Raw genomic sequence first — 24,201 nt, 5'->3', positions numbered from 1 at the left:
GACGGACCTCGGCCGTGAAGTGCGCGACGTCCGTGCCGAACTTCGCGAACACCGAGAACGGCACGCCGTGGAAGATGCTCGTCGAGGTCGGTGAACCCGGTCGCCGTCCACGGGCGGCCCAGCCGGGCCGACCCGGCCGCCTCCACGGCCCGCACCATCGCGGGCCGCGCGAGCAGGTGACCCATCAGCCGAACCGGTCGGCGAGCCACCGCAGCACGTCGGGACCTGCCGTGAGGACCGAGATGTGCCCGTCGCCGGGCCGCTCCCGCAGTTCCGCGCCCGGGATGCGGCCCGCCAGCCAGGTGCTGTGCGACGCCGGGACCATCCGGTCGGCGGTGCCGTGCACGAGCAGCACCGGGCAGCGGGCGGTGGCCGGGTCGCAGCCCCACGGCCGCACGTACGCGACGTCGTCGTCGACCTGCCCGTCCGGCCCGTTGCGCAGCGCCGCCTCGACGATGCCGCCGAACCAGCCCCACGGCCCGTCGAACATGGCCAGGTCCGACTGCGTGAACGCGGACTCGTCGCCCTCGTCGGTCTCCGCGTAGGCCCGCCGCGCCTCCCGCCCCTCGACCGCCGCCGACAATGCCGCCACCCCGCCGGGCGCCATCCCCGCGAACCAGCCCGGAGCGACCACCGGCCCGACCACCGGAGCGGGCGGTGAGGCGGCGGGCCGGCGGAACGGGTCGAACGGGGCCACCGCAGCGATCGCCGCCGCGGCCGTCACCCGGCCCGGGAGCAGCGCCGCGCAGGCCAGCGCGTGCGAGCCGCCGCCCGAGTGGCCGAGCACCGCGAACCGGCCCACGCCCCGCGCGTCGGCCACCGCCGCCGCGAAGCCGGCCGCCGAGGCGATGTCGCGGCCCGGGAACGGGGTCGACGAACCGTACGCCGGGCGGTCGAACGCCAGCCACCGGATGCCCAGCCGGGCCGCGGTCTCGAACAGGGGCGCGGGCGGGGCGCCGATGTTCGGCGTGCCGTGGTGCCACACGACCGGGAGGACGCCCGTGCCGCTGTCGTAGCCGTGCAGCGTCCGCCCGTCCGGCAGGATCACGTCGAACTCCTCGATCACCCCCGTGAGCTTGCCAGAACCGGACGATCCTCGCGGACCGGCGCCCGCTCGTACCGGCGGAACAGCGCCCAGCAGCCCAGCAGCGCCATCCCGAACACCGGCAGCCAGGCGACCCGCGCCGCCAGCCACGCGACACCGTCCGGCGGCGTGTGCAGGCCCGGCAGGGCGCGGCCGGCCAGCAGGTGGCCGGCGCCCGTCACCGCGAGCATCGCCGTCTGGTGCCACAGGAACACCGTCATCGCCGACAGGTTCAGCAGTGCCACCGCCGCCCACAGCGCCGGGCGGCGCAGCACCCGCCGCAGCGGCCCGAGCAGTAGGATCGCCGCGCCGCACTGGGCCAGCCCGAACGTCACCGCGGCCAGCGTCGGCGGGTTCAGGTTCGACAGGCCGTCGCCCGGCACGCCGACCATCGACGCCGGATAGCCGCCCCAGTGCACCAGCCCGACGGTCGCGAGCCCACCGAGGACGAGCAGCGGCCACCCGGAGACGGCGGCGCCGGCGCCGACGCGGGCGCCCAGGCAGTACGGCACGAGCCAGCCCGCGGCCAGGTTCACCCAGCCGACCCAGCCCGGCAGGCCCAGCACGAACCGGCCCGCGTCGACCAGCGCCACGACGAGCAGCGGCCATCCCGGATGCAGCCGCCAGACGAGCGGCGTCGCCGCCGTCAGCGCCGCGAACACCAGCAGGAACCACAGCGGCGACAGCACCAGCCGCACCACCGTGTGCACGGCGTGGTCGTCCAGGCCGGACGTCGGCAGCAGCGCGGCCACCAGCGACCACACCGCGAGCAGGGCCGCCACCGGGCGGAAGAGGCGCGACAGGCGGGTGCGTAACCACGTGCGGTACACCTGGATCGAGGAACGCCCGGCGAGCAGCCCGCCGACGAAGAAGAACACGGCCAGGGTCTGCAGGAGCCAGGTCACCGGGGTCAGGGCCGGCAGCCGCTGCAACGGGCTCGCCCCGAACACCCCGCCATCCACGACCACGGCCGTCACCAGCCAGTGGCCGAGCACCACACCGGCGATCGCCAGACCGCGCAGCGCGTCGACGGCCCGGTCCCGCTCCGGCGGGGTCCGCGCCTCGACCGCCGCGACCAACGCGTGCATCGACATGACCGGCACGCTAGGGCCGTGGCGGGCCGCGGATCGTCACACCCGGGAGCCATCCTCGGGTAGCTCCGCGGTACTACCCGCAACGGCTCAGCTGCCGGTGCGGAGCAGGTAGACGAGGTCGTCCCAGCGGGTGATGACGAGACCGGCGACGAGGCCGGTGGCGAGGCCGGGCAGGTTCGTCGAGCCGGCCGGGCCGGACAGCGTCAAGGCGGCGCCCGTCGTGGCGACGGCGAGCAGGACGCCGTTGCGGACGAGCTGCGGCGCGCCCAGCTCACCGCCGTCGGCGCCGAAGCACTCGCAGCGCACCGAGCCGCCGGTGCGCAGCGCCTGCAGGACGGCGAGGCTGAAGGCGGCGAGGGTGGCGGCGGCGAGCAGGAAGCCGAACGGCACCGTGGCCGGGACGGCGACGAGCCCGACGATCAGGCATTCGGCTGCGACAACGGCGAATGCGAGCGGGACCCGGAATCGGGCCGGGACATAGCCGAACGCGGTCAATGTGGTCGTGAAGGCGGTAAATCTGCGGAGCTTGCCGACGACGGCGACGGCGAAGACAATGCCGAGCAACGCCCGGCACAGCGCGATGGCCAGCAGCATGTCGACCTCGGTCAATTCGCCTGTTGGGTCTGGATGAGCCGCGTGATGTCGTGCCCGTCGAGCCAGCCGAGGTGCAGCGCGAGTGCGCCCAGCTGGAAGCGGTTGCGGAGTCCGTACTGCGTCATGGTGCAGCCGATCCGCCGCTCGACGGTGCGTAAGCCGAGGTGCAGCCGGTCGGCGATCTCCCGGTCCTGTGCACCTTCGACGAGCAGACGAACAATAAGGGTCATTTCAGCATCCGGCATGTCGCAACTCCCCCGTCGTGCCAGCCGTCCGGGGGAACGTATCGAGGCCCGCGATCAGCCGTCAAGCGCCCTATTTTTCCCGTCCGACCCCGGCCGCAACGTTGTGACCTGCGAATTCACCAATATCTGGGAAGCCTGGGGAAGTGGCGGGTGCCCGCCATTTTTGTTAACTAACCTTGTAGTTAGGTCTGGGCGGCTCCTAACGTCTCGTGGCAGCGCGCGCTACCCATCGAGGTATCGACATCACGGAGGGCACGCAGTGACGAAAGTGCTGACGAGGCCGCTGCGCCGGGCGATGACCAACATCGCCTGGCTGGTGGCGCCGAGCGAGAAGGCCGGGGCCTGCACCGCCAGCAACGGCACCACCTGCTGGTGCGACTGGTGGCGCACCTGTAACTCCAGCGGTTGCTACTACATCTCCAAGCGGTACATCTACGACTGCTACGCCAACTGCTACCAGTACGGCGGCTGCTGACCGGCGTCACTGCTCCCGTGGCGGCGCGCTGCTCCGTCACGGGAGGTCCGGTCCGATCACAGATCACACGGATGGGATGGTTGTGGATACATTGCTGGCGGCCGCCGCGATCGGCGGTGTCGTGCTCGGTGCGGGAAACCTGTTCCTGACGCTCGCATTGGCGAAGAAGGTCCGGGAGGCGGGCACCTCCACCGCCGGGCATCACCAGAAGGCGAGCGTCCCCGAGATCGGCGACAAGGTCGGCGGGTTCTCCGCTCCCGACGCCCACGGCGGCCGGATCTCGCACACCGACCTGGGCCCCGGCCGGGCCCTGCTGCTGTTCCTGATGCCGGGCTGCGGGCCGTGCGAGCTGATCATCGCCGCGCTGCCGCGGGAGTCCGGCCGCCCGACGTTCGCGTTCATCGTCGGGGATCCGGCGGACGCGAAGGTCGGCGGACTGGTCGCCGCGCTGCCGGCAGACGCGCGGGCGGTCGTGCTGCCGCTGGACGTCGACATCATCGAGTCCGCGTTCCACGTCGGCCGATTCCCGACCGTGCTCGAGGTGCAGGACGGGTTCGTGACGTACGTCGGATCCAAGCTGCCCGAGCTGCACCCGGCCCGATGACGGGGGACGGGCCGCGCCGCCGGCTCGGGCGGTCGCTCCTGGCCGCGCTGCGGCTGGGCTGGCGGGCGTCGCCCGGCCTGCTGCTGCTGTCGGCCGGGTTGACGGTCCTGGCCAGTGCCCTGCCGGCCGCGGCGGCGTGGGCGAGCAAGCTGCTGGTCGACCGGCTCACGCGCGGCGAACCGGACGACGGGGCCCTCGTGCTGCTGATGGCGGCGGTCATCGGCCTCGGCGGGGTGGCCCTGCTGCTGGGGCACCTCGGAGCGGTCGCGACCGCCGCGCAGCAGCGGGCGATCACCATCCACGCCGAGGGCGGCCTCTACGCGGCGATCAGCGGCTTCCCCGGCCTGCGGTACTTCGAGGACCCGGTGTTCCGCGACCGCATCCAGCTCGCCGAGCAGTCCGCGCAGGTCGCCCCGCGGGCGGTCAGCGACGTGGCGTTGTCGCTGGTGCGCACCGCCGTCACCATCGGCTCCTTCCTCGGTGTCGTGATCGCCGTGTGGTGGCCGATGGTGTTCCTGCTGCTGGCGGCGGCGGTCCCGGCGATCCTCATGCAGTCGGTCCTCGCCCGCCGCAAGGCCCGCACCAGTGAGGCGATCATGTCGCAGAGCCGGCAGCGGCTGCAGTACCAGATGCTGCTGACCGACCTGGAGGCGGTGAAGGAGATCCGCCTGTTCGGCCTCGGCGGGCTGTTCCAGCGCCGGATCGCCGGGCACCTGGCCGACACCAGCCGCCGGGAGCTGCGCACCGAGCGCGGGGTGGCGCTGACCCAGGCGCTGCTGACGCTGTTCAGCGTCGTGGTCACGGTCGGCGGCGCGGTCGTGGTCGTGCTGCAGGCGGCCGCGGGCCGGCTGACCGCCGGTGACGTCCTGCTGTTCGTGGCGGCGGTCGGTGGGGTCCAGGGCGCGTTCGGCGGGTCCGTGGTCCAGCTGTCGTCGGTGGGGCAGGCGCTGTACCTCTTCGGCCATTATCTCGACGTGACCGGCACACCACCGGACCTCGTCGACGGCGACCGGGATCCGGGGCGGCTGCGGGAGGGCATCGAGTTTCACGACGTGTGGTTCCGCTACTCCGAGCAGGCGGGCTGGGCGTTGCGCGGGGTGTCGCTGCGGATCCCGGCCGGGGTGGCGGTCGGCCTCGCCGGCGCGAACGGGGCCGGCAAGAGCACGATCGTGAAGCTGCTGTGCCGGCTGTACGACCCGGACCGGGGCCGGATCACCTGGGACGGCGTCGACCTGCGCGACCTGCGCCTGGCGGACCTGCGCCGCCGGATGGGCGTCACGTTCCAGGACTACGTGACGTACGAGCTGAGCGCGGCGGAGAACATCGGTGTGGGGGCGGTGGCGGCGATCGCGGACCGGGACCGGATCCGTCAGGCCGCGGCCCGGGCCGGCGCCGACGACGTGATCGAGGCGCTGCCCCACGGGTACGACACCATGCTCACGCGGCTCTTCTCGATGAACGGGCCACAGGACAGCGGCGTGATGCTCTCCGGCGGGCAGGCCCAGCGGGTGGCGGTCGCGCGGTCGTTCATGCGGCCGGACGCGGACCTGTTCATCCACGACGAACCGACGTCGGCGCTCGACCCCTTGGCGGCGGAGCAGGTCGGCGGGCAGCTCGAGGCGTTGCGCGGGGACCGCACCGCGGTGGTCATCTCGCACCGCCTGGCCGCGCTGCGCTCGGCCGCGACGATCGTCGTGCTCGATGCGGGCGAGGTCGTCGAGCAGGGCACCCACGACGGGTTGATGACCGCGGACGGCGTCTATGCGCGGATGTTCAGCGCGCAGGCGGCCGGCTACCAGGACGACCGGGTCGACGGGCCGGGTCTCGCCATGCACAACGGAACGCAAGAGGGGATCGCGCATGAGATCGGGGCGATGGGGTTCGGTCCTGCTGTGTCTGGCGTTGTTCGCCGGCGGATGTAGCGGCGACGCCGAGCCGTCGGCGACGCCGACGGTGGTGGACGGCAAGGCGGCGGAGGCCAAGCGCAAGGAGCAGGAGCGGGCCTTCGCCGCCTGCATGCGTGAGCACGGCGTCCCGCTCACCGACGACCCGTCGCAGCAGAAGGTCGGCGAGATCAGGGCCGACGACACCTACCTCGCCGCCTACCAGTCCTGCGGCAGCCTGCAGCCGGCGCAGACCCTGAACCCGCAGGAGGCGGTCGAGAACCTCGAACACCGCCGGAAGAACGCGCAGTGCATGCGGGAGAACGGATTCCCGGACTGGCCCGACCCGGACCCGATGGTCGACGGGGACCCGCCGCCGCCCGGCGTGGACCTGGACAAGGCGAAGGAAACGCTGACCATGTGTTCCCGAAAGAACTCCTAGGACGTACCGTGCCCACCTATGTCTGGCTCCTGCTCGCGGCGGCCGCCGCCGCGGGCATCGCGCTGGTCCGCCGCCGGTTGCTGGTCGTCACGGTCGCCGGGGACAGCATGTCGCCCAGCTACGGCGACGGGGACGTGCTGCTCGCGGTGCAACGGCGGCGGTTCGCCGTCGGTGACGTGGTCGTGTTCCGCAACCCGCTGCACCCGAACGCGGGCCTGGAGAAGCTGGTCAAGCGCCTCGTCGCCGTCGCGGGTGACCCGGTCCCGGCGGAGATCCGTTCGGCGGCCGGCTGCGATGTCGTACCACCGGGGAAGGTCGCCGTCCGTGGGGACAATGTGGACAGTGTGGATTCGCGCCGGCTCGGGCTGATCCCGGCCGCGGACGTGCAGGCGGTCGTGCGGTTGCGGCTGCAGGAGGCGGCCTCGTGAAGCGGCGGCGGTTGCTGCTCCTCGGTGCCGGGCTGGCGGTTGCGGCTCCGGCGACGTACATCGGGGTCGCCGCGGCCCGCCGGCCCGACGAGGCCGGGCCGGCGCCCGAACCGGCCACGGCACCGGTCGTGCGCGGTGACCTGTCGGACGTGCGGACGCTGCGCGGCACCCTCGACCACGGGCCGGCGGAGCCGCTGGAGTGCCAGGCGACCGGCATCGTCACGGAGCTGACCCCGGTCGGCGCGACGGTCGAGCGGGGCGGGGTGCTGTTCCGGGTCGACGACCTGCCGGTGGTCGTCCTCTACGGGGCGGTGCCGATGTGGCGCGAGCTGCACGGCGGCATCACCGGCCGGGACGTGACGCAGCTGCAGGAGAACCTGACCGCGCTCGGGCACGGCAAGCTGACCGCCGACGGGTCGTTCACCCGCTCGACGGGGCTCGCCGTGCGCCGCTGGCAGAAGTCGCTCGGGCTGCAGGAGACCGGGACGGTACCGCTGGGGCAGGTCGCGTTCCGTCCGGCCGCGGTCCGCATCGCCGACCACCGGGTCCGGCCGGGAGCCCGCACGTCCGGGCCGGTCGTCGGCGTCACGGGCACGGCCCGCATGGCCACCGTGCCCGTCCAGCCGGCCGACAAGGCGCTGGTCAAGGCCGGGGTCGGGGTGTCCGTGCTGTTCAACGGCGGCGGATCGGTCGCCGGGACGGTCACCGGCGTGACGCAGGTCGCGGAGCAGCTCAGCGCGACGGTCTCCCTCGCCGAGCAGGCCGCGGCGGCGAAGGTGACCGATCCCGCGGTACAGGTGCAGCTCGTGGTCGCCCGGCGCACCGGTGTCCTGTCGGTTCCGGTCACGGCCCTGCTGGCGCTCGCGGACGGCGGGTACGGGGTGGAGCTTGTCGACGGCCGGGACACCAGCGTCGTCAAGGTCGAGACAGGGCTGTTCACCCAGGGCCGGGTGGAGATCTCCGGAGCGGGAATCGAGGCCGGAGATCTGGTCAAGGTGCCGGCCGCATGACAATGGTGGAGTTGGCCGGCGTCAGCAAGGACTACGACTCCGGGGTCGTGGCGTTGCGCGACGTCACCCTGACGATCGAACCGGGTGAGCTGGTCGGCGTCGTCGGACCGTCCGGATCCGGCAAGTCGACCCTGTTGCACGTCGCCGGGCTGCTGGACCGGCCGACGTCGGGACGGGTCAGCGTCGCCGGCCACGACGTCTCCCGGCTCGCGGACCGGCAACTGTCGGCGTTGCGCGCCCAGTACATCGGCTTCGTCTTCCAGCAGTTCCATCTCGCGGCGCGGGTGTCGGCCCTCGACAACGTCGCCGACGGACTGCTCTACAGCGGCGTGCGCCGGCCGGTCCGGCGGGACCGGGCGGCCGAGGCGCTGCGCCGGGTCAACCTCGGGCACCGGCTCGAGCACGCCCCGCACGAGATGTCCGGCGGCGAGCGGCAGCGGGTCGCGATCGCCCGGGCCATCGTCAGCGAGCCCACGATCCTCTACGCCGACGAACCGACCGGCAACCTCGACAGCGTCGCCGGGCAGCTCGTCATGGACATCCTGCGGCAGCTGTGGGCGGCCGGGACGACCATCGTGATCATCACGCACGACCGGGAGATCGCGGCCGGCCTGCCTCGGCAGGTCACCCTGCACGACGGGCGGGTGACCGCGGCGTGAGCGCACCCCTGACGCCGAAGCGGATGCCGTTCGGCGATGTCGTCCGGGTCGGCGGGTCGGGACTGCGGACCCACCCGCTGCGGGTGCTGCTGTCCGCGCTCGGCATCGCCATCGGCATCGCGGCGATGGTGTCGATCGTGGGCATCACCAGCTCCGGCAAGGCCGGCCTGAACGCCATCCTGGACAAGCTCGGCACCAACATGCTGGCCGTCGCCCCGGCGAAGGGCGCCCTCGGCTCCGACGTCACGCTGCCCGCCGAGGCGGAGACGATGATCGGCCGGATCGAGTCGGTCGAGTCGGTGACCGCGATCGGCGCGGTCAAGGGCGTCAATGTGTACCGCAACGATCGCATCCCGGCCGCCCAGTCCAACGGGATCACCGTCGTGGCGAGCCGGCTGAACCTGCCGGACGTCGTCGGCGCGCGGGTCGCGTCCGGTTCGTGGCTCACCGAGGCCACCGCGCAGTACCGGACGGTCGTGCTGGGCTCGACGACGGCCCGGTGGCTCGGCCTGAGCGCCACGAACATCGGCGGGCAGATCTGGCTCGGCGGCCGATGGTTCACGCTCGTCGGGATCCTGGAGCCGATCGCGCTCGCCGAGGAGCTCGACGTGGTCGCGTTCATCGGCTGGGAGCAGGCGGCGACCGAGTTCGCCTTCGACCGGCTCTCCTCGACCATCTACGTCCGGGCGCAGGAGCCCGCGATCGGCAGCGTGCACGCCCTGCTCGACCGGACGGCGAACCCGAAAAGCCCGCAGGACGTCCGGGTCTCCCGCCCGTCCGACGCCCTCGCGGCGAAGGCGGCGGCGGACAAGGCGCTGACCGGGCTGCTCGTCGGGCTGGGCGCGGTAGCGCTGCTCGTCGGCGGGGTGGGGGTCGCCAACACGATGGTCATCTCGGTGCTGGAACGGCGCCCGGAGATCGGGTTGCGCCGGTCGCTGGGGGCCACCCGGTCGCAGATCTGGCTGCAGTTCCTGACCGAGTCGCTGCTGCTGTCGCTGCTCGGGGGCGGTGCCGGCGTGCTCCTCGGCGGGCTGGCGTCGGCGGCCTACGCGGTGTCGCAGGACTGGGCGATCGTCATGCCCGGCTGGGCGGTGCTCGGCGGGCTCGGTGTCACGCTGCTCATCGGCGCCTGCGCGGGCATGTACCCGGCGGTGCGCGCCGCCCGGCTCAGCCCGACCGAGGCGCTCACCGGCGCGTGAGGGCGCTGGGGTATTACTGCAGTCATGACGAGAGTGCTGGTCACCGGGGCGACCGGGTATCTGGGGCGGCGGGTCGTGGCCCGGGCCGCCGCCCAGCCGGGCTGGCGGGTCGTCGGCACCTACCTGCGCAACCCCGGCCCGCACGCCACCGAGCGGCTCGACATCCGGGACCGGGCGGCGACGGTCGAACTGGTCAGGAACGCCGACCCGGACCTCATCATCCACACCGCCGCCGGCCGCGACCGTGACGACTGGACCGCCAACGCCGACGGCGCCGCCAACATCGCCGTCGCCGCACAGGGCCGCCGCCTCGTGCACGTGTCCAGCGACGCCGTGTTCAGCGGCCGGGCCGGCGAGTACGACGAGGCGGCGCTGCCCGACCCGGTCAACCGGTACGGGGCGTCGAAGGCCGCCGCCGAGACCGCGGTCAGGGCCGTCGTTCCCGACGCCGCGATCGTGCGGACATCGCTGATCATCGGGCACGGCGAGGGCGGCCACGAGCGGCTCACCCACGCCGGCGCCGTGCTGTTCACCGACGAGATCCGCAAGCCCGTCCACGTCGACGACCTCGCCGACGCCCTCGTCGAGCTCGCCGGCACCGGCTACGCCGGCGTGCTGAACCTGGCCGGCGAGGACGCGATCAGCCGGTACGACCTGGGCATCCTCGTCGCCCGCAGGGACGGCCTCGACCCGTCCGCGATCCCGGCGGCGGTGGCCGGGCCGCACCGGCCGACCGACGTGCGGCTCGCCACCGGCCGGGCGACGGCGCTGCTGCGCACCAGGCTGCGCGGCGCGCACGAGTTCATGGCCGCAGCAACCTGAGCACCGTGGCGAGCGGCGGCCACCCGGCCCGGCCCCGGCGCGTCACCGCATAGACCTGCATCGTCACGTCCGGGGATCGCAGTGGCAGCAGGTGTACCCCGGGCTGCAGCGGCAGCAGCGCCGGCAACAGCCCGACGCCCAGCCCGGCGACGATCAGGTCCTGCACCAGCTCGAGGCTGTCGGCCCGGTGCGCGATCCGCGGCTCGAACCCGTCCAGCGCGCCGAGCGCCCGCACCACGGTCTCGTCGGCGGTGTTGCGGGAGTTGACGATCCAGTCGTGCGCGGCCGGCCCGGCGAAGTCGTCGGGGACGCCCAGGCCCCACGACGTCGTCCACAGCGGCACCACGTCGACCGACGCGTCGAACGTGACGGGCGCCAGGTTGTAGGCGTAGGTAAGGGCCAGGTCGACGTCGTCGGCGGCGAGCAGCGCATACGACTCGGCCGGCTCGTGCTCGTTGATCAGCAGCCGCACCCGCGGATGCGAGCGGGACAGCTCGGCGACCATCGGCAGCAGCGCCCGGCGGATCGCGGTCGCGAACCCGGCGACCCGCACCGTGCCGGCCGGCTCGGCGTCGGGCGCCAGGTCGAGGCGGGCCGCGTCGACCGCGGCCAGGATCGTGACCGCGTGCTCGGCGAGCCGCCGTCCCGCCGGGGTCAGCCGCACGCGCCGCCCGTCGGGCTCGACGAGCGCGGCGCCGGCCTCCTTCGCCAGCAGGGCGAGCTGCTGGGAGACCGTCGACGTGGTGACGTGCAGCGCCTCGGCGACGAGGCGCATCGAGCCGCGGTGCGACAGCTCGACGAGATAGCGCAGGCGGCGGGTGTCCACGCCACCATTGTTCAGGATTCCCGAATGGTACCTCCACAAATCCGACGTGGACGTGAACGATTCCGGCTGGGTCTACTGAGCAGCATGACCCCGACCCGTACCGGCGCCGCCCTGGCGCTCGCCGCCATCGTCTGCGTCCAGCTCGGCCTGGCCGCCTCGACCGGGCTGTTCGACGAGCTCGGCCCGTCGGGCGCGGCCTGGCTGCGGCTGGCCTGGGCCGGGATCATCCTGCTCGTCGCCGCGCGGCCCCGCCCGTCGGCGTTCACCCGCCGCGCCTTCCTCGCCTGCGTCGCGCTCGGCGTGGTGTCGGCCGGCATGACGCTGACGTTCATGACCGCGGTGGCGCGGCTGCCCCTCGGTACCGCCGTCGCCATCGAGTTCCTCGGACCGCTCGGCGTCGCCGTGGCCCGCGGGCGTGCCCGGCTGTGGCCGGTCCTCGCCGCGCTCGGGGTGGTGCTGCTCACCGAGCCGTGGCACGGGGGCACCGACCTGGTCGGGATCGGGTGCGCGCTGGCCGCGGCCGCCTGCTGGGCCGGGTACATCCTGCTCACCCAGCGCGTCGGCGACGAGGTCGGCGGCCTGCGCGGCCTGGCGGTGTCGATGCCCGTCGCGGCCCTGGTGTCGACGGTGGTCGTGCTGCCGTCATCGGTCTTCGGCAACCTGACGTGGCCGATCGCCGGCGTCGGGTTCCTGCTGGCCGTGCTGCTGCCCGTGGTGCCGTACACGCTGGAGTTCCTCGCCCTGCGCCGGCTCACCACCGCCGCGTTCGGCACGCTCATGGCCCTCGAACCCGCCGCCGGGCTGCTCGTGGGCTGGGCGTTCCTGCACCAGACGCCCGGCGTCGCCGGGATCGCCGGGGTCGCGTTCGTGGTCGCGGCCGGTGTCGGGGCCGAGCGCTCCGGGGCCCGGCACGCTTCGGCGCTGCCCGAACCGTCCCCGGCCTAGCGTTGCGGGCATGGTGATCGAGCCCCGCATCCTGTACTTCGGCACGCCCGTCGTCCTGCTCACCACCCGCAACCCGGACGGCAGCGCCAACCTCGCGCCGATGTCGTCGGCGTGGGCGCTCGGCCGTACCGTCGTGCTCGGCGTCGGCGCCGAGGGGCAGACCGCCCGCAACCTTGCCCAGCACCCGGACCTGGTGATCAACCTGCCGCCGCCGGAGCTGTGGGAGGCGGTCGAGCGGCTCGCCCCGCTGACCGGCCGGGACCCGGTGCCGCCGGCGAAGGCGGACCGGTTCCGGTTCGAGCCGGCGAAGTTCGCCGCCGCCGGGCTGCACCCGATCCGGTCGGAGGTCGTGGGCGTGCCGCGGGTCGCCGAGTGTCCGCTGCAGCTGGAGGCGCGGGCGGTTTCGGTACTGCCGGACGTGACGGGCGATTTTCGCATCGTGGAGGCCCACGTGGTGCGGGTGCACGCCGACCCGGCGCTGGTGGTGCCCGGCACGCAGCATGTCGACCCGGCTCGGTGGCAGCCGCTGGTGTACAACTTCCGGCACTACTTCGGGCTCGGGCCGGAGCTGGGCCACAGCTTCCGTTCGGAGACGGCCTCGGAGCATGCTGCGCTCAGTGCGCAACAATGTGTGGCGTGAAGCCCACCGAGCCTCGGCTGCCCCTGACCCGCGAGCGGGTGCTGCACGCCGCGATCCAGGTCGCCGACGAGGGTGGCCTGGCCGCGCTGACCATGCGCCGCCTGGCCGACGTCCTCGGCGCCGAGGCGATGTCGCTGTACTACCACGTCGCCAACAAGGACGAGGTCTTCGACGGCATCGTGGAGGTCATCGCCACCGAGATCAACGACCTGGTGGACAAGATCGACCTGCCGGCCGAGGGACCGGCCTGGAAGGCGGCGATGCGCCAGCGCATCCTGACGGCGCGCGAGGTCTTCCTCCGCCACCCGTGGCTGCCAAAGGTCTTCGAGTCCCGCACGGGGGCGAACTTCGCGGTGCTGCGCTACAACGACGGCGTGATCCGCATCCTGCGCGCCGGCGGCTTCACGAACGACCAGTGCCACCACGCGATGCACGCCCTCGGCAGCCGGGCGATGGGCTTCGTGCAGGAGCTGTTCACGCCGGGTCCGGGACCGGTGACCCCGGAGGCGCTGGACGGCATCCGGGCCATGTCCGACACGCTGCCCCACCTGGCCGGCATGCTGCTGGAGGTGGCCCACGACGAGCCCGACGCGACGGTGGGCTGGTGCGACGATCAGGCCGAGTTCGAGTTCGGCCTGGACATTCTGCTGGACGGCCTGGACCGCCTGCGCCCCTGACGGCCCGCCGCCGTCGCGCCCGCGGCGCCCGCTCGCGCCCACCTGCGGCGCCTGCTCCAGCCGTCGGCGCCGTCTGCGCGGCGCCCGCGGCCTCTGCTCGCCTGCTCCGGCCCTGCGCTGCGCCTGCCCGTCTGCTTCGGTCCGCCGCATGGCATTGTCCCGCCCCGCCGTTCCCGCGCGTTGCGTTGTCCGCGCCTGCCGCACAGACGTTGGTCGATCTACCCTCACTCGCCGAGATCCAAACGAGGGTAGATCGACCAACGTCTGTGCATAGACGGCGCGCACGGCGCGCGGGACGGCCTGGTCGGCGACGCCGAGACCCGCCAGCCCGCCTGCGCTCGCAAGCGCCTGACCGGCCCGCCAAAACAGCGCCTTGACGTCTCTTACGTCGTAAGGCTACCTTACGACGTAAGAGAACCTTACGTCGTAAGAAGGAGTGCTCCCATGAAGGCGTTCGTCCTGCGCTCGTACGGCCCGCCCGACGTCCTCGAACTCCGCGACGTCGCCGACCCGGTCCCCGGCCCCGGCGAGGTGCTGGTCCGCGTCCGCGCCACCTCGATCAACCCGTACGACTGGCACCTCATGCGCGGCGAGCCCCGCGTCGCCCGGCTCATGCCCGGCGGCCTCGGCCTGCGCCGCCCGTCGGTCGACATCCTCGGCTGCGACATGGCCGGCGAGGTCGAGGAGCTCGGCCCCGGCGTCACCGGCCTCGCACCGGGCGACAACGTCTACGGCCTGCTGGTCGGCGGCGGCTTCGGCGAACGCGTCGCCGTCCCCGCCGAGCTGCTCGCCCCGCTGCCGGCCGGCCTCACCCACGAGGAGACCGCCGCCATCCCGATGGCCGGCGTGACCGCCTACCTCGGCCTGCGCGAGGCCGGCCAGCTGAAGTCCGGCCAGACGGTGCTGGTCAACGGCGCCTCCGGCGGCGTCGGCACCTTCGCCGTCCAGCTGGCCAAGGCGATGGGCGCCCACGTCGTCGCCGTCTGCGGCACGCACAACGTCGACCTCATCCGGTCCCTGGGCGCCGACGAGGTGATCGACTACCGCCGCGACGAGTACCCGGGCCGCGTCCGCCGGTTCGACGTCGTGCTGGACAACGCCGGCGCCCGCCCGGTCTCCGCACACCTGCGAGCCATGACCCCCGGCGGCATCTTCGTCGCCGTCGGCGGCCCCGCCGGCCGTTGGCTGAGCCCGGCCGACCGCGTGGTCAAGGCCCAGCTCCGCACCCGTTTCGCGGCCCAGCGCGCGGCCCTCGCCGACGCCGTGAACTGCAAGGACAAGCGCTCCGTGCTCCTGGCGCTCAACGGGTACATCGAGGCCGGCCAACTGCGCCCCGTCGTCCACCGCCGCTACACCTTCGACGACCTCCCGGCCGCGGTCGCCTACCAGGAGGCCGGCCACGCCCCGTCAAAGGTCGTCGTCACGATCCCCTGAGACGGGGTGCACGGCCACCAGCACCAGCGCGTCAAGCAGCCGCACCCAGTCGCCCTCACCGAGCTCCCGCCCGGTCACCAGGGCAAGCCGAGCCAGCGCGTCGAGCACCCGCTCAGCCAACGCCACCGGATCCTCATCCAGGTGTACCGCCATGGCGCGCACATCCCGCCGGAAGCGCCCACTCCGCCCGAGCCGCACCAGGCCGGCCGGCAGCGCCACCGACCCGGCACCGTCGCCGGCAGCCGACTCCTCTTCAGTGTCGAACCGGATCGTCGCGCGAGTACCGAGCGCCTCGGCGATCCGGTTCAACGCATCCAGCGTCGGGTTCCCGCGCCCGTTCTCGAGATTCGCCACGTACGGCACCGACAGCCCAGCAGAAGCCGCCACCGTCGCGACGGTCCGCCCCTGCGCCGCCCGCAACCCCCGCAGCCGCTGCCCGAGCCGCTTGCGATCCACCCGGCACCCCCGTTCTGTCTTGACAGAACACTATCGAACGAAGCTATCTTTCAGGAACAGTCAGTGCGGTCGACTCCGCCGCGGAAACGTGGTCCGGCTGCTTCGAGGATGCGGACGGAGCCGCGCTCGGAGCGGCTGGCGGCCGCGCAGCGCTGTTGCCTGGCGGTCCGGCTGGGGTGCGGGCGTGCGGTGGAGGAGCGGCCGGTGTTCGAGGCACTGCGGATCCTCGACTTCCGGCTGCTGTGGTTCACCCGCTCGGTCAGCCTCCTCGGCACCTGGCTGCTGGTGGTCGCCGTCCCGGCCCACGTGTTCACCCTGACCGGCTCCCTGACCGCGACGGGCCTGACGCTGGCCGCCGAGTTCCTTCCCCCACTCGTGTTGGCCGCCCTGGCGGGCGCACGGGCCGACCGGGTGGACCGCCGCCACCTGATGATCACGGCCGACGCGGCCCGCGCGGCCACGGTGCTCCTGCTCCTCCTGGTCCGCGACCCGGCCGACGTATGGCTGATCTACGCGGTCCTGACCATCGAGGCATCGGCCACCACGGTGTTCCGCCCGGCAGCCCAGTCGCACACGCCGGCGGTAGTCGGCGCCGGCACGGCCCTGAGCAGCGCCAACGCCCTGAACGCGACAACGGACGGCACGGTCCGCCTGCTGGCCGCGCCGCTGGGCGGCGCCCTGTACGCCTGGCTCGGCTTCCCCCCACTCGTCGCCGTGAACGCCACCACCTACGCGGTCTCCGCCGCCGCCCTCCTCCTGACGACGCGACTCCCAAGGCCAACGACACACGCCAAGGCCGAGCCGAGTCCGCCCGGCAGCGCCGCGGCGGCCGGGGGAGTACGCCACCTGCGCGCGGCACTGCGGCAGGCGCCGGCCGTCCGCACCCTCCTGCTCGTCAACACGGCCTTCCTCGGCGCGAACGCCAGCCTGAGCGCGCTCCTCGTCCCCTACGGCATCACCGTCCTCGGCGGCCCCGCCCAGGTCGGCGTCGTGATGTCCGCCCTCGGCATCGGCTTCCTGCTCGGCGCGCCCCTGACGAGAGCCCTCGTCGACCGCGCACCGCCCGCGCATCTCCTCGCCGGCGCCCTCACCGTCACCGCCGCCGGCTACGTCCTCCTGTTCTCCGCCGCCACCCTGACCGTCGCGCTGCCCGCCGCGGTCGTCATCGGCGCCGCCGGCTCGACGTTCCTGAGCGCCACCCAGACCACCCTGCAACGCGCGACCCCGAACGCCGTCCTCGGCCGCACCACCGCCCTCCTGCTCACCGGCGAGGCCGCCGCCACCCTGCTCGGCGCCCTCGCCGGCCCGGCAGCGGCCCAGGCCCTGTCCCCGACGTGGGCCGCGGTCCTGGCCGCCGCAACCACCGCGCTGACGGCGTTGGCCGCCGCACTCCGGCTTCCGAGAACCGCACCGATCGCCCGGCCGTCCGGCGCCAGCTGACGGCCCGTCAACCTGCCGGCCGCCGCGCCCGGCCTGAAGGGTCACCCCGAGGGCCGCCGCCCGCAGCAGGCGACCGAAGCGCGGTCGTGGGTGCGCGGCCGATCCCGTCCGGGGCACGGAAGGACACCCGGGAGGGGTCAGTGGGTGTGGCTGGCGGCCTGGCGTAAGTCGAGCTCGTGGATCAAGGTCCGGGCCGTGTCGTCGTCCAGGTCACGGTTCCGGACGGCCTGGTGCAGGGCGTCCCGCTGGACGTCGAAGTCGGCGTCGGTCAGCGGGCCGGTGTGGGTGACCGCGGACCTCGCTATCGCGGCGCCCTTGGACAGCAGCGCGGCCGACTCGGCCCGCTCGGCGGTCACGTCGAAGTCCAGGCGGCGGACCAGCAACGGGATCGTCAAGCCCTGCAGCAGCAGCGTGCCCAGGGTGACGAACAGCGCGATCGCCTGGATCGCGTCGCGGCCCGGGAACGGTGCGCCGTTGTGCAGGTGCTCGGGCACCGCCGCGGCGGCGGCCAGGGTCAGGATGCCGCGCATGCCGGTCCAGCCGACGATCAGCCCCTCGCGGGCCGTCGGCTCGCCCAGCGGCATGCGCTGCGGGCGGCCGCCGCTGCGGCGCAGGTGCCAGCGGCGGCGTCGCTCGGCCCGCTCGCGGACGACCGGATTGGTCTCGACGAGGTGCTCCACGCGGCGCCGCTTCAGGCCCCACCAGCCGAAGATCCCGCAGACCCAGGCCAGCCGCACGACGATCACCGTGGCCAGCAGGACGCCGGCGCTGATGAGCGTGATGGCCAGGCCCGGGTCGTGCGCGTCGGCCAGGTTCTCCACGACGAACCGCAGCTGCAGGCCGATATACGCGAAGACGAACGTCTCCAGCAGGAAGTCCATGACCGGCCACACGGCGTCCTCCTGGAGCCGGGTGCGGTATGCGCCGGGATATTGATGGTTGGGATCCAGGGCCACGTTGATGGTCAGGAAGAACGCCGCCACGACGACCGCGAGGATCCCCGACGCGTGGACCTGCTCGGCGGTCAGGAACGCGGTGAACGGCAGCAGCAGCGACAGTGCCGTCTCCAGCACCGGGTTGTGCAGGCGCGGGCGCAGCAGCAGCGCCACCGCCGCGAACACGCCGCCGATCAGGATGCCGACCAGGGCGTTGTAGCCGAACAGGACGAACGCGTTCTCGAACATGGTGTGGCCGGCGCCGGCCGCGGCCGCCGCCAGGGCGAACAGGGTCAGCGCGGTCGCGTCGTTGACCAGGCTCTCCCCGGTGAGGATCGCGGTGACCCGGCGCGGCAGGCCCAGCTCGTCGCCGTGCGACACCGTGGTGATCGTGTCGGGCGGGGCGAGGACCGCCCCGAGCAGGAACGCGGCGGGCAGCCCGATGGCCGGCAGCAGCCACGACGACACCAGCCCGGCGACGCCGGTGGTCAGCACCACGAGCGTCACGCCCAGGGTCAGGATCGGCCGCAGGTTGGCCGAGAAGCCCGACGCCGAGGCGCCACGCGTCGCCGAATAGAGCAACGGGGGGATCACCACCGCCAGGATCAGCTCGCTGTCGAGCTCCAGCCGCGGCATGCCCGGGATGAACGACGCCACCGCGGCCAGCACCACGACGACGAGCCCGGGCTGCCCGCCGCGACGGTGCACGACGGCCGTGACGGCGATCCCGCCGACGACGATGAGCAACAGCTGAACCCCGTTCACGACGATCACCCTAAACAACCCCACTGACAAAACCGGAGAAGCCCCGCTTGACGGAGTGAGTACTCACTCCGTAATGTCGAGGGCATGGCTAGAGCACCCGCGATGAGTCCGGAACAGCGCCGCGCGATGATCGTCGCCGCCGCGCTCCCGCTCGTGGTCGAGCACGGCGCCGCCGTCACGACCGCCCAGATCGCCCGCGCCGCCGGCATCGGCGAGGGCACCGTCTTCCGCGCCTTCGAGGACAAGGACGCCCTGCTCGCCGCCTGCATGGCGGAGGCGCTGCGGCTCGACGACACGCTCGCCCACATCGAGGCGATTCCACGCGACGAACCGCTCGACGCCCGCCTGCTCGAGGCGATCGGGATCCTCCAGGGGTACCTCGCACGCATGGGCGCCGTCGCCGGCGCGCTCATGCAGACCACGCGCGTGAGCCGCGGCGAGCCCCGTCCCGGCGGCCGGCAGGAAGCCATGGAGAAGACCGCCGAGGCGCTGCAGAGACTGTTCGAACCCGACCGGGACCGCCTCCGCAAGAGCCCCGAGCAGCTCGCCCACGCCTTCCAGCACCTGGTCGCCGCGACGCGCAGCATCCCGCCCGAGGAACTGGTCGACCTGTTCCTCAACGGGGCGGTGCAGCAGTGAGGGTGGCGCTGCTGACCTGCGCGTTCCTCGGCGTCCTCGACGGCTCGATCATCGGCACCGCCCTGCCGTCGATCGTGCGCGAGGTGGGCGGTGACGACACCTGGTACCTCTGGCTCGTCACCGCCTACCTCATCACCAGCACGGTCAGCGTCCCCGTGTACGGCCGCTGCGCCGACCTGTTCGGCCGCAAACGACTGCTGCTCAGCGGCCTCGGCCTGTTCCTCGCCGGCTCCGTGGCCTGCGGCGCGGCCGGCGACCTGGCCACGCTCATCGCCGCCCGCACCGTGCAGGGCCTCGGCGCCGGCGCCCTCCTCGCCCTGGCCATGGCCGTGCTGCGCGACCGGACCGACCTCGGCAGCATCCAGACCGCGATGGGCGTCATGCTCATCGGCGGCCTCGTCGGCGGCCCGATCGCGGGCGGGCTCATCACCGACCACCTCGGCTGGCGCTGGGCCTTCTGGCTGAACCTCCCGATCGGCCTCGCCGCCGGCACGGTGATCGCGGCCCGGCTCCCGGCCGACCACGTCCGCCGCGCCGGCAGGCGGCTCGACCTGGCCGGCATCGCCCTGCTCACCGGCGGGCTCACGCTCGTCCTGCTGGTCTTGAGCCTGCAACGGTACTGGCTGCTGCTGGCCCCCGCGGCCCTCCTCCTGCTCGCCCTGGTCCCTGTGGAGCGGCGCGCCGAGCTGCCGATCCTGCCGCCCGGCCTGCTCGGCCGCCGCGACACCGCGGCGCTGCTCTCGGCCGGCTTCTGGTTCCAGGCGGCGGCCCTGCCGGTCGGCGTGTTCCTGCCGCTGTACCTGCAGAACACGCGGCACTTCCCGGCCGCCACCGCCGCGCTCGTCCTGCTGCCCATGCTCGGCGGGATGGCCGTCGCCAACCGGGTCACCGCCGCCGCCGTGACCGCCCTCGGCCGCACCAAACCCGCCCTCCTCGCCGGAGCCGCGCTCATCACCGCCGGCTCCGCCGCGTTCGCCGCGCTCCCGACGGACAGCGCCCCCGTGCTGCTCGGCATCGCCGCCGCCGCGGTCGGATTCGGCCTGGGCCCGGCGATGGGCGGCCTCACCATCGCCACCCTCCAGGCGGTGCCGCGCGCCGACACCGGCCTGGCCAGCGCCGCCTCCATCCTCACCAAACAGCTCGGCGGCTCGGTCGGCCTCGCCGCCGCCCAACTGGTCGCCCTGCCCGCGCTGCGGATCGCCGGCTGGGCCGGCCTGGCCGCCGGCACGCTCGCCTGGCTGTCCATCGCCGGCTTCCGCGAGGCGGCCCAGCCGCTCAGGGCGGCCGACCCGGCGGCCACCCGCTGACGCCGGCCGACGCCGCAGACCAGCGCGCCGCGGCGAGACGGCGCACAACCGTCGAAACCCACGCAACCGTCGAAATCGGTGGACAGCGCCGCCGTGCGCTGCAACGGTCGGCGGCATGGACTTCCTGCGCCAGCACGAGATCGCCGAGGCCGGGCACCGGATTCTCAACCCCTTCACCGACGAGAAGCTGATGCTGCTCGGCTCGCTCTGCCGGCTGCGCCCCGGCCAGCGGCAGCTCGACCTGGCCTGCGGCAAGGGCGAGATGCTGTGCCGCTGGTCGGACGCCTTCGGCACCGAAGGCCTCGGCGTCGACATCAGCGACGTGTTCCTGGCCGCCGCCCGCGAGCGCGCCGCCGAGCTGGGCGTCGCCGACCGCGTCACGTTCGAGCACGGCGACGCCGCCAAGGTCGAAGCCACCGGCTATGACGTCGTCTCGTGCATCGGCGCGACCTGGATCGGCGACGGCCTGGCCGGCACGCTCGAGCTCATGCGCCCGGCGCTGCGCGACGGCGGGCTGTTGCTGGTCGGCGAGCCCTACTGGACCGAGCCGCCGCCCGCCGAGGCCTACGCCGCGCTCGGCGTCACCGAGGACCTCTTCACCTCCCTGCACGGCACCCTGGAACGGTTCGAGGCGGCCGGCATGGACCTCGTCGAGATGGTGCTCGCCGACGGTGACAGCTGGGACCGATACGTGGCCGAGCAGTGGTGGACCGTCGACGAATGGCTGCGCGCCAACCCGGACTCACCCGACGCACCCGCGATGCGCGAATACCTCCGCGTCGCCCGGCACACGCATGTGCAATACCAACGCCGCTATCTCGGCTGGGGCGTCTTCGTCCTGAAGGTCAGCGCTCCAGTAACGTCTTGAGGTCGGACAGCAGCTCCGGCCATCCGCCGCTGCCGCCGAGCCGCCCGCTGATCGCCTCGTGCATGACGCTGCCCGGCACGAAGTCGTCGTGCACGAGCGTCAGGCGGACCCGCCCCGGCCCCGCGTCCTCGATCGTGAAGGTCACCTTCGACCGGGGCTCCGCCGCGTGCCGGGCCAGCTCCTCGGGGGACCACCCGAAGACCTCGGCGTGCTCGGGCTGGAACTGATGCCAGGTGTATTGCAGCAGCCGCGGCGGCTCGGCCCGCAGCACCCGGTCGCCCCGGTCGTGGAGCGGCCCGTCGGGGGAGTCCTGCCACCGGATCGGCGACCCGGCCTGCCAGTCGGAGTGCAGCGACGCGCCGCCCCAGTATTGCCGGGTGAACTCGGGCTGCGTGAGCGCCGCCCACAGCCGCTCGGCGTTGGTCGCGATGTAGGTCGTGTAGGTGAAGACCGGTCCGTCCATCGGTTCCTCCAGTGCGCGCTTGAGGTCGGCGAGCGCGCCCGCCCGCCCGCGGTGATATCGGTCGATCCAGCGCTCGGTGATCGCCCAGATCGGCGCGGCGTTGAGATAGTGCAGCTTCTCCCGGCCGCGCCAGGCGGTGGTGACGAGCTCGGCGGCCTCCAGCACGGCGAGGTGCTTGGAGACCGACTGCCGCGCCATGCCGAGCCCGGCACAGAGCTCCCGCAGCGTCTGCCCACCGCGGGCATTCAACCGGTCGAGCAGCTCCCGCCGACTGGGATCGGAAAGCGCCCTGAACACGTCGTCCACCGCAGCCAAGATATGCAGCCGCGTGGCTGCATGTCAACGCGACCGCCCGCCACAGACGGCGATCACGCGCCCGGAAGAGGCCAAAAAACCAGATGAAAGGGAGTTCGGAGGCGGAACGGGCGGTCGGTCAGGCGGCCATGCCGGCCAGCAGAAGGTCGGTCACGCGGGTGACCGTCGCCGGCCCGCGGGCACGCACCGCCGCGATCGCCATCAACGCCGCCCGCACATCGCTCGCCGACACATCGGCGCGGACAACCTGAGCCGTCCGGGCCCGGGACACCAGCACGTCCAGCGCCGCGGCGTGCGCGCGGCGTTCCGACTCGAACCCCACCAGAGCCTCGTTCAGGCGTTGGTCGGCCACCTGGCGGGCGGCGAACCGGCGGACCGTGCCGGACAGCGCCGACCACGGGTCCGGATCCGCCAGCGCCGCCCGCAGGTCCGTCGCGCAGCCCCGCACGAGCTCGGCCACCACGGCGCCAACCAGGTCGGAGCGGGAGGGAAAGTGGCGATACACCGTGGCCACGCCCAGGCCGGCCCGGGCGGCGACCACCCGGGTCGGCACGTCCAGGCCGGCATGAGCGAACACCGCGCCCGCCGCCGAGACGATGTGGCGGCGGTTGGCGGCCTTTCGAGTTGATTCCGTGCGCAAGACTCTCACTCCCGGTGTCCCAGCCGACCGTGGAAATACCGTAGCCCGCATGTTCGCGCTGTTCTTCGAGCGGTTCGGCCCGCCGGACGTCCTGCGGGTCGGGGAACTGCCCGCGCCGCACGCCGGGGCCGGGGAGATCCGCATCAGGGTCATGGCCGCCGGGATCGCGCCCGTCGACCTGGCGATCCGGGCCGGGCGGTCGCGGTCCGGCATCGATCTGCCGCACATCCCCGGCGTCGACGCCGCCGGGATCGTCGACGAGGTCGGCGCGGGAGTCGGCGGGGTCGCCGTCGGCGACGAGGTGTTCGGCGCCGTGGACGTCAAGCGGCTCGGCGGGGCGACCGCCGAGCACGCCGTGCTGCGGTTCTGGGCGCACCGGCCCGGGGCGCTGTCGTGGGCCGAGGCCGGCGCCGCCGGTACCAGCGTGGAGACCGCGACCCGGGCGCTCGACCGGCTCGGGGTCGGACCCGGGACGGTACTCGTCGTCGACGGCGCCGCGGGCGGCGTCGGGAGTGTCGCGGTGCAGCTCGCCAAGGCGCGCGGCGCGGAGGTCATCGGTACGGCCCGGCCGGACAGTCACGAGTTCGTCGCGGGGCTGGGGGCGACACCTGTGGCGTACGGGCCGGGGTTGCCCGAACGCGTCCGGCGCGCCGACCTCGCGCTCGACGTCGCCGGGAAGGGGTCGCTGGCCGAGCTGATCGCGCTCACCGGGCGGGCCGAGCGCGTGCTCACCCTCGCCGACTTCGCCGCGCCCGCGCTCGGTGTGACGATTTCCACCGGAGAGCTCGGTGGGCAACCGGACGGCCGCCACGGCCTCGCGGCAGCCGCCGACCTCGCCCGGCGGGGGCGGTTTCGGGTCCCGATTCAGGGTCAGTACCTGCTGGAACGCGGCGCAGAAGCGCATGCGGCGGCCGAGCGCGGGCCCCGCCGGGGAAAGCTCGTCACGCTATTGGCAGACCGCCAACGACGGCTACCAAACCAGCGTCCGAATGGTTACTCTTCGGTAGGTGAGCACTGAGGCCTTCGTATTCGACGCCATCCGCACACCCCGCGGGCGGGGCAAGCAGAACGGCTCCCTCCACGGGGTGAAACCCGTGTCCCTCGTCGTCGGGCTGATCGACGAGCTGCGCACCCGCCACCCCGGCCTCGACCCCGCCGCGATCGACGACGTCGTGCTCGGCGTGGTGTCGCCGCTGGGTGACCAGGGCAGCGACATCGCCAAGATCGCTGCCGTTGCGGCCGGGCTGCCGGACACCGTCGCCGGGGTGCAGTTGAACCGTTTCTGCGCGTCGGGCCTGGAGGCGGTGAATAT

The 24,201-nt window shown here is 73.4% G+C and carries 28 protein-coding genes; 19 read left to right on the top strand and 9 right to left on the bottom strand.

Features of this window, described 5'->3' with window-relative positions:
- Positions 1–184: 184 nt before the first annotated feature.
- From IEZ31_RS50715 to IEZ31_RS50700, 4 genes are all read right to left on the bottom strand, one after another.
- Positions 185–1,066 (bottom strand): alpha/beta fold hydrolase, encoded by an 882-nt coding sequence (locus tag IEZ31_RS50715; RefSeq protein ID WP_229837108.1) that lies wholly within the window; start codon positions 1,064–1,066, stop codon positions 185–187.
- Entirely contained in the window at positions 1,063–2,178 is a 1,116-nt protein-coding gene (locus IEZ31_RS50710) for an acyltransferase family protein (RefSeq protein WP_229837107.1), read from the bottom strand. Before IEZ31_RS50710 ends, IEZ31_RS50715 begins: the two co-directional genes overlap by 4 nt.
- 87 nt (positions 2,179–2,265) lie before the next feature.
- Positions 2,266–2,787, bottom strand: a complete 522-nt coding sequence (locus tag IEZ31_RS50705; protein ID WP_190257341.1) for a MauE/DoxX family redox-associated membrane protein — start codon at positions 2,785–2,787, stop codon at positions 2,266–2,268.
- Entirely contained in the window at positions 2,784–3,017 is a 234-nt protein-coding gene (locus IEZ31_RS50700) for a helix-turn-helix domain-containing protein (RefSeq protein ID WP_190257340.1), read from the bottom strand. The genes IEZ31_RS50705 and IEZ31_RS50700 overlap by 4 nt, the downstream gene beginning before the upstream one ends.
- 259 nt (positions 3,018–3,276) lie before the next feature.
- Between IEZ31_RS50700 and IEZ31_RS50695 the strand changes: the two genes are divergently transcribed.
- The 9 genes from IEZ31_RS50695 (at position 3,277) to IEZ31_RS50655 (ending at position 10,539) form a co-directional block, all read left to right on the top strand.
- Positions 3,277–3,492: a hypothetical protein gene (locus tag IEZ31_RS50695; RefSeq protein WP_190257339.1), complete on the top strand. Its 216-nt coding sequence runs from the start codon at positions 3,277–3,279 to the stop codon at positions 3,490–3,492.
- 82 nt (positions 3,493–3,574) lie between these two features.
- Positions 3,575–4,096 carry a hypothetical protein gene (locus IEZ31_RS50690; RefSeq protein WP_190257338.1) on the top strand — a complete coding sequence of 174 codons (522 nt, stop codon included), beginning with the start codon at positions 3,575–3,577 and terminating at the stop codon, positions 4,094–4,096.
- Entirely contained in the window at positions 4,093–6,018 is a 1,926-nt protein-coding gene (locus tag IEZ31_RS50685; protein WP_190257337.1) for an ABC transporter ATP-binding protein, read from the top strand. Before IEZ31_RS50690 ends, IEZ31_RS50685 begins: the two co-directional genes overlap by 4 nt.
- The gene (locus tag IEZ31_RS50680; RefSeq protein ID WP_190257336.1) at positions 5,957–6,421 is read left to right on the top strand and encodes a hypothetical protein; all 465 of its coding nucleotides are present in this window, start codon (positions 5,957–5,959) and stop codon (positions 6,419–6,421) included. The genes IEZ31_RS50685 and IEZ31_RS50680 overlap by 62 nt, the downstream gene beginning before the upstream one ends.
- Before the next feature lie 8 nt (positions 6,422–6,429).
- Positions 6,430–6,849: a S26 family signal peptidase gene (locus tag IEZ31_RS50675; protein ID WP_229837106.1), complete on the top strand. Its 420-nt coding sequence runs from the start codon at positions 6,430–6,432 to the stop codon at positions 6,847–6,849.
- A complete protein-coding gene (locus IEZ31_RS50670) occupies positions 6,846–7,859 on the top strand; it encodes a peptidoglycan-binding protein (protein ID WP_190257335.1) in 1,014 nt (337 codons plus the stop codon). The genes IEZ31_RS50675 and IEZ31_RS50670 overlap by 4 nt, the downstream gene beginning before the upstream one ends.
- A gap of 2 nt (positions 7,860–7,861) precedes the next feature.
- Positions 7,862–8,518, top strand: coding sequence for an ABC transporter ATP-binding protein (locus IEZ31_RS50665; protein WP_190257355.1), 657 nt, complete (start codon positions 7,862–7,864; stop codon positions 8,516–8,518).
- 23 nt (positions 8,519–8,541) lie between these two features.
- A complete protein-coding gene (locus IEZ31_RS50660; protein ID WP_190257356.1) occupies positions 8,542–9,717 on the top strand; it encodes an ABC transporter permease in 1,176 nt (391 codons plus the stop codon).
- A gap of 24 nt (positions 9,718–9,741) precedes the next feature.
- Positions 9,742–10,539, top strand: a complete 798-nt coding sequence (locus tag IEZ31_RS50655) for an SDR family oxidoreductase (protein ID WP_190257334.1) — start codon at positions 9,742–9,744, stop codon at positions 10,537–10,539.
- Here IEZ31_RS50655 and IEZ31_RS50650 read toward each other — a convergent pair.
- Positions 10,520–11,365, bottom strand: a complete 846-nt coding sequence (locus IEZ31_RS50650) for a LysR family transcriptional regulator (protein ID WP_190257333.1) — start codon at positions 11,363–11,365, stop codon at positions 10,520–10,522. The genes IEZ31_RS50655 and IEZ31_RS50650 overlap by 20 nt on opposite strands.
- 84 nt (positions 11,366–11,449) lie before the next feature.
- Here IEZ31_RS50650 and IEZ31_RS50645 point away from each other — a divergent pair, with 84 nt between their 5' ends.
- The 4 genes from IEZ31_RS50645 (at position 11,450) to IEZ31_RS50630 (ending at position 15,061) form a co-directional block, all read left to right on the top strand.
- Positions 11,450–12,310, top strand: coding sequence for an EamA family transporter (locus tag IEZ31_RS50645; protein WP_190257332.1), 861 nt, complete (start codon positions 11,450–11,452; stop codon positions 12,308–12,310).
- Between the two features lie 10 nt (positions 12,311–12,320).
- Positions 12,321–12,950 carry a flavin reductase family protein gene (locus IEZ31_RS50640; protein WP_190257331.1) on the top strand — a complete coding sequence of 210 codons (630 nt, stop codon included), beginning with the start codon at positions 12,321–12,323 and terminating at the stop codon, positions 12,948–12,950.
- Positions 12,947–13,627 carry a TetR/AcrR family transcriptional regulator C-terminal domain-containing protein gene (locus IEZ31_RS50635; protein WP_229837105.1) on the top strand — a complete coding sequence of 227 codons (681 nt, stop codon included), beginning with the start codon at positions 12,947–12,949 and terminating at the stop codon, positions 13,625–13,627. Before IEZ31_RS50640 ends, IEZ31_RS50635 begins: the two co-directional genes overlap by 4 nt.
- Positions 13,628–14,071: 444 nt before the next feature.
- Positions 14,072–15,061 carry an NAD(P)-dependent alcohol dehydrogenase gene (locus tag IEZ31_RS50630; protein WP_190257329.1) on the top strand — a complete coding sequence of 330 codons (990 nt, stop codon included), beginning with the start codon at positions 14,072–14,074 and terminating at the stop codon, positions 15,059–15,061.
- On the opposite strand, the gene IEZ31_RS50625 is transcribed toward IEZ31_RS50630, so the two are convergent.
- Complete coding sequence (locus IEZ31_RS50625; protein WP_190257328.1) at positions 15,035–15,517, bottom strand: helix-turn-helix domain-containing protein; 483 nt, start codon at positions 15,515–15,517, stop codon at positions 15,035–15,037. The two genes, IEZ31_RS50630 and IEZ31_RS50625, sit on opposite strands and share 27 nt — an antisense overlap.
- Before the next feature lie 204 nt (positions 15,518–15,721).
- Here IEZ31_RS50625 and IEZ31_RS50620 point away from each other — a divergent pair, with 204 nt between their 5' ends.
- Positions 15,722–16,957 (top strand): MFS transporter, encoded by a 1,236-nt coding sequence (locus IEZ31_RS50620; RefSeq protein WP_190257327.1) that lies wholly within the window; start codon positions 15,722–15,724, stop codon positions 16,955–16,957.
- 137 nt (positions 16,958–17,094) lie between these two features.
- Here IEZ31_RS50620 and IEZ31_RS50615 read toward each other — a convergent pair whose 3' ends face one another.
- Positions 17,095–18,657, bottom strand: coding sequence for a cation:proton antiporter (locus IEZ31_RS50615; RefSeq protein ID WP_190257326.1), 1,563 nt, complete (start codon positions 18,655–18,657; stop codon positions 17,095–17,097).
- An 84-nt stretch (positions 18,658–18,741) separates the two neighbouring features.
- On the opposite strand from IEZ31_RS50615, the gene IEZ31_RS50610 reads away from it, so the two are divergent.
- From IEZ31_RS50610 to IEZ31_RS50600, 3 genes are all read left to right on the top strand, one after another.
- On the top strand, positions 18,742–19,296 hold the full coding sequence (locus tag IEZ31_RS50610; protein WP_229837104.1) for a TetR/AcrR family transcriptional regulator: 555 nt from the start codon (positions 18,742–18,744) through the stop codon (positions 19,294–19,296).
- Complete coding sequence (locus tag IEZ31_RS50605) at positions 19,293–20,603, top strand: MFS transporter (protein ID WP_190257325.1); 1,311 nt, start codon at positions 19,293–19,295, stop codon at positions 20,601–20,603. The genes IEZ31_RS50610 and IEZ31_RS50605 overlap by 4 nt, the downstream gene beginning before the upstream one ends.
- A gap of 115 nt (positions 20,604–20,718) precedes the next feature.
- Positions 20,719–21,471: an SAM-dependent methyltransferase gene (locus tag IEZ31_RS50600; RefSeq protein WP_190257324.1), complete on the top strand. Its 753-nt coding sequence runs from the start codon at positions 20,719–20,721 to the stop codon at positions 21,469–21,471.
- Here IEZ31_RS50600 and IEZ31_RS50595 read toward each other — a convergent pair.
- Both IEZ31_RS50595 and IEZ31_RS50590 read right to left on the bottom strand, forming a co-directional pair.
- Positions 21,449–22,240, bottom strand: a complete 792-nt coding sequence (locus IEZ31_RS50595; protein WP_190257323.1) for an ArsR/SmtB family transcription factor — start codon at positions 22,238–22,240, stop codon at positions 21,449–21,451. The genes IEZ31_RS50600 and IEZ31_RS50595 overlap by 23 nt on opposite strands.
- A 127-nt stretch (positions 22,241–22,367) precedes the next feature.
- Entirely contained in the window at positions 22,368–22,889 is a 522-nt protein-coding gene (locus tag IEZ31_RS50590; RefSeq protein ID WP_229837102.1) for a TetR/AcrR family transcriptional regulator, read from the bottom strand.
- A 49-nt stretch (positions 22,890–22,938) separates the two neighbouring features.
- Here IEZ31_RS50590 and IEZ31_RS50585 point away from each other — a divergent pair, with 49 nt between their 5' ends.
- Both IEZ31_RS50585 and IEZ31_RS50580 read left to right on the top strand, forming a co-directional pair.
- A complete protein-coding gene (locus IEZ31_RS50585) occupies positions 22,939–23,907 on the top strand; it encodes an NADP-dependent oxidoreductase (RefSeq protein WP_190257321.1) in 969 nt (322 codons plus the stop codon).
- A partial coding sequence (locus IEZ31_RS50580; RefSeq protein ID WP_505661143.1) for a thiolase family protein occupies positions 23,897–24,201 on the top strand: 305 nt, incomplete at its 3' end. The genes IEZ31_RS50585 and IEZ31_RS50580, both read left to right, overlap by 11 nt.

This window comes from Dactylosporangium sucinum (assembly GCF_014647515.1).
Lineage (GTDB): Bacteria > Actinomycetota > Actinomycetes > Mycobacteriales > Micromonosporaceae > Dactylosporangium > Dactylosporangium sucinum.
The sequence above is the reverse complement of the archived record's forward strand: the minus strand, read 5'-3'. Positions and strand labels throughout refer to the sequence as shown.